The 12,733-nt window shown below is 70.4% G+C and carries 2 protein-coding genes; one reads left to right on the forward strand and one right to left on the reverse strand.

Annotated features, from left to right (window positions below; all coding sequences use genetic code 11):
• A partial coding sequence (locus ON23_RS03855; RefSeq protein ID WP_039776423.1) for a non-ribosomal peptide synthetase occupies window positions 1-12,288 on the forward strand: 12,288 nt, incomplete at its 5' end.
• Between the two features lie 75 nt (window positions 12,289-12,363).
• Here the strand turns inward: ON23_RS03855 and ON23_RS03860 are convergent.
• Window positions 12,364-12,660 (reverse strand): hypothetical protein, encoded by a 297-nt coding sequence (locus ON23_RS03860; protein ID WP_039776424.1) that lies wholly within the window; start codon window positions 12,658-12,660, stop codon window positions 12,364-12,366.
• Between the last annotated feature and the right edge of the window lie 73 nt (window positions 12,661-12,733).

A 12,733-nucleotide genomic window follows, 5' to 3' on the forward strand; every position in this document is an offset into this window, starting at 1 on the left:
GTCGTGGCTCCGGGGCCGGCCGGCGAGCAGCTCGTCGGCTATGCGGTCGCCGCCCCGAATGCCACGTTGGACTCCGCGGCTCTGCGCGACGCCGTCGCCGACCGCTTGCCGTCCTATATGGTGCCGTCCGCCGTGCTGGTCTTGGATGCGTTGCCGCTCAACACCTCCGGGAAACTGGATCGCAAGGCGCTGCCGGCGCCGGTGTTCGAGACCCACGAGTACACCGCCCCCGCCACACCCATCGAGGAGACCGTGGCCGCGGTGTTCGCCGAGGTGCTCGGCATCGAGCGGGTGGGTCGCGACGACGACTTCTTCGCGCTGGGCGGTAACTCGCTGAGCGCCACCCGGGTCGCGGCGCGGCTCGGCGCCGCCCTCGACACGCAGGTGCCGGTCCGTCTGGTCTTCGAAACCGGCACCGTCGCCGGACTGGCCGCGCGCGTCGAGGCACAGGCTCCGGCCGCCGGACGCCCCGCGCTCGTCGCGGGACCGCGTCCGGCCCGTATTCCGCTTTCGCCGGCGCAGCAGCGGATGTGGTTCCTCAACCAGTTCGACACCGCCTCCCCGGCCTACAACATCACCGCGGCCGTGCGGCTGACCGGCGCCTTGGATATCGACGCACTGAACGCGGCGGTGGCCGATCTGGTCGCGCGCCACGAGATCCTGCGCACCTGGTACCCCCAGGACGCCGAAGGACCCGTGCAGCGCATCCGATCCGCCGCCGAGGCCACTCCCGAACTGCGGGCGGTCGCGGTCGACGCGACGGAACTGGCGGACAGTATCGGTGCGGTGGTCGCCCGCGGTTTCGACGTCGCGGCCGAAGTGCCGGTCCGGGTTGCTCTCTTCGCGCTCGGCGCCGACGAATACGCCCTGGTCCTGGTGGTGCACCACATCGCCGGCGACGGCTGGTCGATGGGACCGCTGACCCGTGACCTGATGGCGGCGTACGCGGCCCGCAGCAACGGCGACGAGCCGGGATGGGCGCCGCTGCCGCTGCAGTACGCGGATTACGCGCTGTGGCAGCGCGAGTTGCTCGGTGACGAGACGGACGACGACTCGCTGGCCGCCGAGCAGATCGCCTTCTGGAAGTCCGCGCTGGCGGGGCTGCCCGAGGAATCGACGCTGCCCGCCGACCGGCCACGACCGGCGACCCAGTCCTTCCGGGCGGGCACCGTCGACGCGGTGGTCGACGCCGACGTGCATGCCGGTCTGAAAGCGTTGGCACGCAACGGAAATGCGTCGGTGTTCGTGGTGGTGCACACCGCGCTCGCGGTGCTGCTGTCGCGGCTGTCCGGTAACTCCGACGTAGCCATCGGCACCCCGGTGGCCGGTCGCGGGGCGGCCGAACTCGACGACGTCGTCGGCATGTTCGTCAACACCGTCGTGCTGCGCACGACGACAGCGGCCACCGAACCGTTCACCGCGTTGCTGGCCCGCCAGCGGGATACCGATCTGGCTGCCTTCGCGCACGCCGACCTGCCGTTCGAGCGTCTCGTGGAAGCGTTGGATCCGGTCCGGTCCACCGGCCGCAGCCCGCTGTTCCAGGTGGCACTGTCGTTCGAGAACCTGCCCTCGGGCAGCTTCGAGCTGCCCGGACTGCGGGCGACAGCGCTCGAATCCGACACCGGCGTCGAACGTTTCGACGTGACGGTCACCGTCACCGAAACCGACAGCGGCCTCGCGGTGCGGTTCACCTATGCGCGGGATCTGTTCGACGAAGCCACGATTCGTGCTTTCGCCGAGCGGTTCGGCCGGGTGCTGAGTGCCGTCGCCGCCGATCCGGCCATCGACGTCGCCGATCTTCCGCTGCTCTCGGCGGCGGAGACCGAACGCTTGACCCGGGTGGCCGGTCCGGCGGTGACCACCTCCGGCACCCTGCCCGACCTGATGGCCGCCGCCGCGGCGGCCGCCCCGGAAGCGATCGCGCTGCGCGGCGGCGGACGGTCGATGACCTACGCCGAATTGGATGCCCGCTCCTCACGACTGGCCCGGGAACTGATCGGCCGGGGCATCGGCCCGGGCGACCGGGTGGCACTGGGTATTCCGCGGTCGATCGAATCGGTGCTCGCCGTCTGGGCGGTCGCCAAGGCCGGCGCCGCCTTCGTGCCGATCGACCCGAACTATCCCGCCGAGCGCATCGAGCGCATGGTCACCGATTCGGAGGTCCGCCTCGGCCTTGTCGTCGGCGCGGTGCGCGACCGGTTCCCGGCGACCGTGGAGTGGTTGCTGCTCGACCATCCCGCGTTCGGGCTGGAGCTCGAACGGCGCAGTGGCGCACCGGTTTCCGACGCGGAGCGGATTCATCCGCTGCGGCCGGCCGATGTCGCGTACATGATCTACACCTCCGGTTCGTCGGGTCTGCCGAAGGGTGTGCTGATCACCCACGCCGGTATCGCCGGATATCTGGCCGAACAGCGGGACCGCTTCGGTGTCACCCCGCAGTCGCGCACGCTCCACTTCGCCAGCCCGTCGTTCGACGCCGCGATGCTCGAACTGCTGCTGGCGCTGGCCGGACCGGCCACCATGGTCATCGCGCCGACCACCGTGTACGGCGGTGCGGAACTCGCGGAATTCCTGCGGGCCGAGCGGGTGACGCACGCATTCGTCACCGCCGCCGCGATGGCGTCGGTCGATCCGACCGGACTGGACGAGCTCGAGGTCGTCGTCACCGGTGGTGAGAGCTGGGCTCCGGAGCTGGTGCGCCGCTGGGCGGTTCCGGTCGCCAGTGGTACCCGGCGGTTCTACAACGCCTACGGTCCCACCGAGGCGACCATCGCCACCAACATCAGTGATGCGCTGCGGCCGGGCGAGCCGGTCACCCTCGGTGGGCCGATCCGCGGCATCACCGCGTGGGTGCTCGACGAGCGCCTGCGTCCGGTACCGGCCGGTGTCGCCGGGGAGCTCTACGTCGCCGGCGCGCAACTGGCTCGCGGCTACCATCGCCGCCCCGGCCTGACCGCCGAGCGGTTCGTGGCCTGTCCGTGGCTGCCCGGTGTGCGGATGTACCGCACCGGTGACGTGGTGCGCTGGCTGTCCGCTCCGCAGGACGGCGGCCAGGCGCAGTACCGGGTGGAATACCTGGGCCGCAACGACTTCCAGGTCAAGGTGCGCGGCTTCCGCATCGAACTCGGTGAGATCGACGCGGTGCTGACCGCCCACGAATCGGTGGACTTCGCGGTGACCGTCGGGCGTACGGCGCCCAGCGGCGCGACCGCGCTGGTGTCCTACGTGCTGCCCGCGGCGACCGGCGCGACGGCGGCATTCGACCGGCAGGTCCTCGACGCCCACGCCCGGGAACAGCTCCCGGCGCACATGGTGCCGGCGATGATCATCGTGCTGGACCGGATTCCGCTCACTCCGGTCGGCAAGCTGGACCGCGCCGCCCTGCCGGAGCCGGTCTTCGAGGCCACCGCCTTCCGGGCTCCGGTCACCGCGACCGAGCAGGCGGTCGCGGCGGTCTACGCCGAGGTGCTGGGCGTGGAGCGGGTCGGTCTGGACGACGACTTCTTCGCCCTCGGCGGCAACTCCCTCAGCGCCACCCGCGTGGTCGCGCGCCTGGGCGCCGCCCTCGACGCCGAGGTGCCGGTGCGGCTGGTGTTCGAGGCCGCGACGGTGGAGCGCCTCGCCGCCCAGGTCGAGACCTCGGCCGCCGCGGCACGCCCGGCGCTGACCGCGCGCAGCACGGCGCCCGCGGCGACGGGAAGCCAGGAGCCGGAACGGATTCCGCTGTCGCCCGCGCAGCAGCGGATGTGGTTCCTCAACCAGTTCGACACCGAGTCCGCGGCGTACAACATTCCGATCGCGGTCCGGCTGATCGGGCGGTTGGATGTTCCGGCGCTGCGCCGCGCGGTGGGTGATGTCGTGGCCCGCCACGAGATTCTGCGTACCTATTACCCTCAGACGCAGGACGGTCCGGTGCAGGTCGTGGAGCCGGCCTCGCAGGCGGCTCCGCAGATTCTGCCGATGCGGGTGGCCGAGCGCGACCTGGCCGAGCGGATCATCGACGTGATCGCCGTCGGATTCGATGTGTCGGCGGAGGTTCCGCTGCGGGTCGCGCTGTTCCGGCTCACCGACCGGACCGACGAGCACGTGATCGTGTTCGTGGTCCACCACATCGCGGGCGACGGCTGGTCGATGGGACCGCTCACCCGGGATGTGATGGCCGCCTACGCCGCTCGCGCGCAGCAACTCGAGCCCGAGTGGGCGCCGCTGCCGGTGCAGTACGCCGATTACAGCGTCTGGCAGCGCGAGCTGCTGGGTGCGGAGGATGATCCGCAATCGCTGGCGGCGCGCCAGATCGACTACTGGCGCAACGCCCTGGCCGACCTGCCGGAGGAGTCCACGCTGCCGGCCGACCGGCCGCGGCCCAACGCTCCGAGCTACCTCGGCGCCGGCATCGACTTCACCGTCGACGCGGACGTGCGGCAGGGTTTGGTGGAGCTGGCCCGCCGGGCCAACACCACGATGTTCATGGTCGTGCACGCCGCGCTGGCGGTACTGCTGGGCCGCATGTCCGGCAGCTCCGACGTCGCGATCGGCACCCCGGTGGCCGGCCGCGGCCAGGCCGCACTCGATGATCTGATCGGCATGTTCGTCAACACGCTGGTGCTGCGCAGCGAGCTGCGGCCGGGCGAGAGTTTCCTCGACCTGCTCGCGCGCCAGCGGGAGACCGACCTGGCGGCGTTCGCCAACGCCGACATTCCGTTCGAACGGCTCGTGGACGCGCTCGCCCCCGAGCGCTCGACCGTCCGCTCGCCGCTGTTCCAGGTGTCGCTGGCGTTCCAGAACCTGCCGTCGGGCTCGTTCGAATTGCCCGGACTCCGGGTGGAGGCCGTCGATTTCGACGTGGCGATCGAAAAGTTTGATCTGTCGGTGACGCTGTTCGAGGCGGGAGACGCGGCCGGTGATGCGACCCTCGCGGGCCGGATCACCTACGCGCGTGACCTGTTCGACGAATCGACGATCCGCGAGTTCGCGCAGCGGTATCACCGCGTGCTGCGCGAGATCGCGGCCGCACCGGATACCGCGGTCGCCGATATCGAGCTGCTGACCGATGCCGAACGCGACCGCGTTCTCGGGCAATGGGTCTCGGCGGGAACGGATTCCGGGCCGGAGACGACGCTGGTCGAGGTGTTCGACGCCGCGGCGGCCGCACACGCCGATCGCACCGCGCTGATCTTCGGTGACGAACGAATCGGATACGCGGAACTGTCGCAGCGGGTGAACCGCTTGGCGCGCACGCTGATCGAGGCGGGCGCCGGTCCGGAGACGCTGGTGGCGGTGGCACTGCCGCGTTCGGCGGATCTGGTGGTCGCACTGCTGGCGGCGATCCGTGCCGGAGCCGGATACCTGCCGGTCGACCCGACGTATCCGGCCGACCGCATCGCCTACATGCTCGACGACGCCCGGCCGATCTGCGCGGTCACCACCTCCGATCGCGAGATCGAGTTGCGCGGGGTCCCGACCGTGGTGGAACTGGATCGGCTGGATCTTTCGGCGGTGTCGGCCGACCCGATCACGCCGGCCGAGCGCCGGGGTACGCCGACTCCCGACAGCATCGCCTACGTCATCTACACCTCCGGTTCGACCGGTCGCCCCAAGGGCGTGCAGGTGCCGCATCGCACCGTGGCCAAGCTGTTCGCCAACACGCGCGACTGGTTCGCCTTCGACGAGACCGACGTGTGGACGATGTTCCACTCCTACGCGTTCGATTTCTCGGTATGGGAGCTGTGGGGCCCGCTGTTGCACGGCGGCGCACTGGTCGTGGTGGACTACCACACCTCGCGCTCGCCGGAGCAGTTCCTGGAACTGCTGCGCCGCGAACGGGTCACCGTGCTGAACCAGACGCCCTCGGCGTTCTATCAGCTCGACGCGGCCGACCAGGCCGCCGCCGATTCCGCGGCGCCACTGGCGTTGCGCTACGTGGTGTACGGCGGTGAGGCGCTGGAGCTACGACGGTTGAACGGCTGGTACGACCGCCACGGCGATGCCGCGCCGCGACTGATCAACATGTACGGCATCACCGAGACGACCGTGCACGTCACCTATCGCGCCCTGGACGCGGCGGCCGTCGCCGAGGCCGACGGCAGCGTGATCGGGCGGGCCATTCCGGGTCTGCGCACCTATCTGCTGGACAACCGGCTGCGGCCGGTGCCGGTCGGCGTTCCGGGTGAGATCTACGTCGCCGGAACACAATTGGCGCGCGGCTACCTCGGGCAGCCGGCGCTGACCGCGGGCCGGTTCGTGGCGGATCCGTTCGGTGCGCCGGGCACCCGGCTGTACCGTTCCGGTGACCTCGCGCGCTGGAACGCCGACGGCGATCTGGAATACCTGGGTCGTGCCGACGATCAGGTGAAGGTGCGCGGTTTCCGCATCGAACTCGGCGAGATCGAGGCGGCGGTACTCTCCCGCCCCGGCATCGCCCAGGCCGCGGTGCTGGTGCGTGAGGACCGCCCCGGCGATCCGCGCATCGTCGCCTACGTGGTGCCCGAGGACCCGGCGGACCGTCCGTCCGCCGGAAACGTCGACGATCGCTGGCGTGCCGGGGTGGCCGAATCGCTGCCCGAGTACATGGTGCCGTCGGCCTTCGTGGTGCTCGACGCGATTCCGTTGACCGCCAACGGCAAACTGGATCGCCGCGCGTTGCCGGCGCCGGCCTTCGCGGTGACGGCGTCGCGGACGTCGCTCACCGCGCTCGAGACGCGGCTGGCCGAGTTGTTCGCGCAGGTGCTGGGCGTGCCGGAGGTGGGGGTCGACGACTCCTTCTTCGCGGTCGGCGGTGACAGCATCATGTCCATTCAGTTGGTGTCGCGGGCCAAAGCGGCCGGGATCGTCTTCACCCCGCGGGATGTGTTCGAACACCGGACGGTCGCGGGACTGGCCCGGGTGGCCGTGGCGGACGGGCTGGCCGAACCCGAGGTACTGGCCGAACTGCCCGGCGGCGGGGTCGGCGAGATCCCGCTGACTCCCGTGCTGGCGGCCTATCTGGACAGCGGCGTGCACAACCGGTTCGCGCAGACGATGGTGCTCGGATTGCCCGAGCACATCGACGAATCGGGTCTGATCGCGACCATCGCCGCGGTGCTCGACCACCACGATGTGCTGCGCTCGCGGGTCCGGCGGACCGGCGAGGGCTGGACCTTCGAGGCCTTGCCCACGGGTTCGGTGGATGTCCGCGACCTGGTCACCACGGTCGACGTCCCCGCCGGGGTCGACGCCGCCGAATTGAACCGGATCGCAAGCGCCGCAATGGATTCGGCGTTGGCGGCGCTCGACCCGCAGGCGGGCCGGATGCTGACCTTCACCTGGTTGCGCCGGCCCGACGGCCGCGACGCGGTGACCGTCGCCGCGCACCACTACGTGATCGACGGCGTGTCCTGGCGCATCCTGATCCCGGATCTGGCGGTCGCCTGGGCGCAGCGCTCGGCCGGTGCTCCGATCGAGCTGCCGCCGGTGGGCACGTCGTTCCGGCGGTGGGCACACGGTCTGGTCACCGCGGCGGAGTCCGACGAGCGGGTCGCGGAAACGGATTACTGGCGTAGCGTGCTCGCGACGCCGGATCCGCTGCTGGGCGCTCGCGCCCTCGATCCGGCGGTCGACACGCATCGGACCGTGCGTCGCTTCGAGACGCGGGTGCCGGTGGAGGTCGCCGACGCCGTGCTCACCCGCCTGCCCGCGCTGTACCGCGGTGGTGTCAACGACGGCCTGCTGGCCGCGCTGGCACTGGCGGTGCGGACCTGGCGTGGTCGCCGGGGCATCGACGCACCGGTGACCCGGGTGAAGCTGGAGGGCCACGGCCGCGAGGAGACCACGGTCCCCGGCGCCGACCTGACCCGCACGATCGGCTGGTTCACCAGCATCTATCCGGTCTCGCTGGATCTGACCGGCATCGACGTCGGAGCCGCGTTCGCGGGCGCGGCGGTGACCGCGGACCTGGTGAAGTCGGTGAAGGAACAACTGCTCGCGGTGCCCGACCGGGGAATCGGTTACGGCCTGCTGCGGTACCTCAACCCGGAATCCGCTCCGGCGGTCGCGGGCGAACTCGGACAGATCAGTTTCAACTACCTGGGCCGGGTCTCCGCGGGCGGCGTTCCCGAGGGCCTGCCGGATCTGGGCTGGCTGCCCACGGCGGAACTGGGATCCGTTGTCGCGGACCAAGATCCGGACATGCCGGCGGCGGCCGTGATCGACGTCAACGCGATCGTCAACGACGGTCCGGACGGCCCGCTCATGGACGTCACCTTCCTGTACGCGGCCGATATCGTCGGCGAGGACGCGGTGCGCGAACTGGCGCAGGACTGGGTCTCCGCCCTGACCGCGCTCGCCCGCCATGCCCAGGATCCGGCGGCCGGCGGGCTCACTCCGTCGGACGTGCCGCTGGTGCGGGTCGGCCAGGCGGAACTCGACGCCTGGCGGGAGGCCCGTCCGGGGCTCTCGGACGTGCTGCCGCTGTCACCGCTGCAGGAGGGTCTGCTGTTCCTGACCGAACTGCAGGCGGCCGACGGAGTCGACGACTACGTCATGCAGTTCGCCCTGGAACTGTCCGGCGATATCGATCTGGACCGGTTGCACCGGTCCGCGCAGGCGGTGCTCGATCGGCATGCGAATCTGCGGACGGCCTTCGTCACCACGGCGACCGGCGTGCCCGTGCAGCTGGTGGTCGACGACGTGGAGGTGCCCTGGAAGGTCGTGACCGGGGTGGCCGACGACGAGCTGACCCAGGTGCTGGCCGCGGACCGGTACCGGTTCGATCCGGCGGTCGCGCCGCTGGTGCGATTCACCGTGTACCGCACCGACTCCGGCGCCACCCACCTGGCGTTGACGACGCATCACATCCTGCTCGACGGCTGGTCCATGCCGCTGCTGATGAAGGATCTGCTCATTCTGTACGCGGTGCGGGGTGATTCGTCGATGCTGCCGCGGGTCCGGCCGTACCGCGACTACCTGGCGTGGCTGTCCCGGCAGGACCACGATCGGGCGCTGTCGGAGTGGGCCGGTGCCCTGGCCGGGCTCGAGCCCAGTCATCTGGCTCCGGCGCTCGCGGCGCCCGCCACCCCGGGTGACGGCATCGGCACGCTGACCTTCGACCTGTCGCCGGAGCAGACGCGGGCGTTGACGACGTTCGCCGCCAAGGCCGGCGTGACTGTCAATACCGTGGTTCAGGCGGCGTGGGGTGCGGTGATCGCGGCCCATACCGATCGCGACGACGTGGTCTTCGGGGCCGCGGTCTCCGGTCGTCCGCCGCAGCTCGACGGCATCGACGACATGATCGGATTGTTCGTCAACACGATTCCGGTGCGCGTCCGGTTCGATCCGCGATGGTCGGTGCGGGATGCGTTGCAGCGCTTGCAGTCCGAGCAGGCGGCCCGGCTCGACCAGCACCACATCGGGCTGGCCGAAATCCAGGGCGCTCTCGGTGTGGAGGGCCTGTTCGACACGATGATCGCGTTCGAGTCCTATCCCATCGACACCGAGGGGTTGCAGGAAGCGAGCACCATCGACGGCATGGCCGTCACCGGGCTGCAGGCGGTCAACTTCACGCACTACCCGCTGACCGTGCTGGTGAACCTGGATTCGCAGCTCCGGGTGAAGATGCTGTACCGGCACGACACCGTCGACGCGGCGGCCGCGGCCGCCGTCACCGACAGGTTGCGCATGCTGATCGGTGAGTTCGTCGCCGCGCCGCGTCGCGGTCTGCCGGGCATCGGGCTGCTGCTCGACGCCGAGCGGACGAGCCTGGCGGCACGCAACGACACCGCCGCGCCGGAACTGCTCGACGACGCCACCCTGGTGTCGCTGTTCCACGCGCAGTGCGACCGCACTCCGGACGCACCCGCGGTCACCTTCGGCGACCGGACCCTGACCTACGCCGAATTGCGTTCCGCGGCAACAGGTCTCGCCGGTGCCCTGGTCGAGGCGGGGGCGGGGCCGGAGACCCGCGTGGCGGTGGCGATGCGGCGTTCGGCGGCACTGGTGGTCGCGCTCTACGCGGTCCTGGAGAGCGGCGCCGCCTATGTGCCGGTCGATCCGGACCATCCGGCCGAACGCAACGATCATGTGCTGCGCGGGTCGAGCCCGCTGTGCGTGCTCACCACGGCGGCCGACGGATTCACCACCGCCACCGGCATTCCGGTGGTGGACGTGGCGAGCCTGACCGCGCATGCGGCGCAACCGCTTCCGCGTCCGCGCCCCGACAACGCGGCCTACGTCATCTACACCTCGGGTTCGACGGGCCGGCCCAAGGGTGTGGTGATCACGCATCGGCAGGTGGCCAACCAGTTCCGCTGGGCACAGGCACGGTATCCGCACGGGGTCGGTGACACGGTGTTGCACAAGACGCCGATCACCTTCGACATCTCCACCTGGGAACTGTTCTGGCCCTTGCAGACCGGTGCCCGGATCGTGGTGGCGGAGCCGGACGGGCATCGGGATCCGCAGTACCTGGCGGAGGTGATCGCCCGGGAGTCGATCGGCACGGTACATTTCGTGCCCGCGATGCTCGACGCATTCCTGGAGCTCGGCCGGCAACCGAATTCCCCGCTGCGCCTGGTGTTCGCCGCCGGTGAGGCGCTGACGACGGGTACCGCCGCCGCGTTCCACGACGCCCTGCCCGCGCAGTTGCACAACTGGTACGGCCCCGCGGAGGCCACCGTGGTGACCGCCGCCCGCGCCGGGCGCACCGCGGTGCCGATCGGTGATCCGGTCGCCAATACCCGCGTGTACGTGCTCGATCGGCAGTTGCGGCAGGTGCCGGCCGGTGCGGCCGGCGAACTCTACGTCGCCGGTGTGCAGCTGGCTCGCGGTTACCACGGCGCTGCGGCGCTGACCGCCGAGCGGTTCGTCGCCGATCCGTTCGAGCCGGGTGGTCGCCTGTACCGCACCGGCGACATCGTGCGGTTCGGCGAGGCCGGACTGGAATACCTGGGCCGCGCCGACTTCCAGGTCAAGCTGCGTGGTCAGCGCATCGAACTCGGCGAGATCGAGGCAGTACTGCTCGATCACGACTCGGTGGCGCACGCGGCCGCGGCGGTGGTACCCGATCCGGACCGCCTGGTCGCCTATGTGGTCCCGGCCGCCGGCCGCGCCGTCGACCCGGACGAGCTCACCGCCTATGCGCGGCGCCGCCTGCCCGCGTACATGGTCCCGGCCGTGCTGATGCCGCTGGCAGAGCTACCGCTCAATGCCAGTGGGAAATTGGATCGCCGCGCACTGCCGATTCCCGCGCTCGCCGCGCGTCCCTACCGGGAACCGGTGACCGGATTGCAGCAGTCCGTGGCAGCGGCCTTCGCCGATGTGCTGGACACCGATCGAGTCGGTCTGGACGACGACTTCTTCGCCCTCGGCGGGACCAGCTTGAACGCCGGTCGCGTGGTGCATCAGTTGCGCCGGGTCACCGGGGCCGAGATTCGGGTGCAGTGGTTCTTCCTGGATCCCACGGTGGCCGGTATCTCCGCGCGGATCGCCGAATCCTTGGAAGCCGGTCTGGAATACGACGAGCAGTCCGACGCCGCGCTGGGGCTGATCCTGCCGATTCGCGCCGCGGGCGATCGGCGTCCGCTGTTCTGCATCCATCCGATGTACGGCCTGTCCTGGTGCTACGCCGGGCTCGCGCGCTACACGGATCCGGAGCAGCCGATCTTCGGTGTGCAGGCCGCCGCGCTGTCGGAGGATTCCGAACCGCCGCGGTCGCTGGCGGAGATGGCGGACCGGTACGTCCGCGAGATCGTCGCCCGCCAGCCCGAGGGGCCGTACCGGCTGCTCGGCTGGTCGCTGGGCGGTCTGCTCGCGCACGAGGTCGCGGTCCGGCTGCGCGCGGCGGGACACGAGGTGGATCTGCTCGCCATGCTGGACAGCGATCACGGGTTCGACCTCGGCACGTTCCGTGAGGCGATGCAGGAAACGCTGGCGGAACTCGGCATTCGCGATGTGGACCCGGAGCGTCTCGACCAGTTGACGGAGGAGGACTTCGTGCGATTGCACGATGCGATTCCGGCGGATCTGGTCGTGCTCACGCAGGATCGGTTGCGGCGCATCTACACCAGCGCCATGCGTTCGGTTCAGCTGACCCGCGGATTCGTGCCGCAGGTGTTCGACGGCACCGTGCACTACTTCCGCGCCGCCGCGGACGAGCGCCGGACCCACGACGTCATCGCCGGATGGCGTCCGTACGCCGGCGATGTCGTGGACCACCCGGTCCCGACCCGCCACGAGCTGATGACTCAGCCCGAGGCGCTCGCGGTGATCGGTCCGGTGTTGCAGGAGCTGTTGCGCGACCGCGACCGAGCGGAGTGACCGGGCCCTGACACGACGAAGGCCGCGTGGCGAATTCGCCACGCGGCCTTCGACTGTCCGAGCTGCTACCGCATGTCAGCCGATCTGGATGCTGCCGCCGTTCGCGGCGCCGACGGCACCCGCGGGCACCGTGCCGGTGACATCACCGGTGCAGTCGGCGTTGCTGAAGACGATGGCGTCGCGATCGGTGTAGTTGGCCACCGAGTTGGCCATCAGCGGGCTGCCGTTCACCTGAATGCATCCCGACGGGTTGCCGATGATCCGGCTGTTGATGCCGAGCGAGCCGGTCGCCGCGTTCGCGGACGCGGGCGCGAGCACTGTGACCAGGCCGGCCAGCGCGGCAGCGCCGATAAAACCTGCAGTTCGCAACATCGAAAGTCCTCCGTGTAGTTTTCTTCCCGACCCGTCATCCGTACAGGGGCGATTCTGGCATGCCGGTCGCGCA

The organism is Nocardia cerradoensis NBRC 101014 (assembly GCF_000308535.1).
In the GTDB taxonomy this organism is placed as follows: Bacteria; Actinomycetota; Actinomycetes; order Mycobacteriales; family Mycobacteriaceae; genus Nocardia; species Nocardia cerradoensis.

Bases quoted from the DNA above. Each gene is read 5' to 3' on its own strand.
- ON23_RS03860 (WP_039776424.1), bottom strand. From the start codon at position 12,660: ATGTTGCGAACTGCAGGTTTTATCGGCGCTGCCGCGCTGGCCGGCCTG.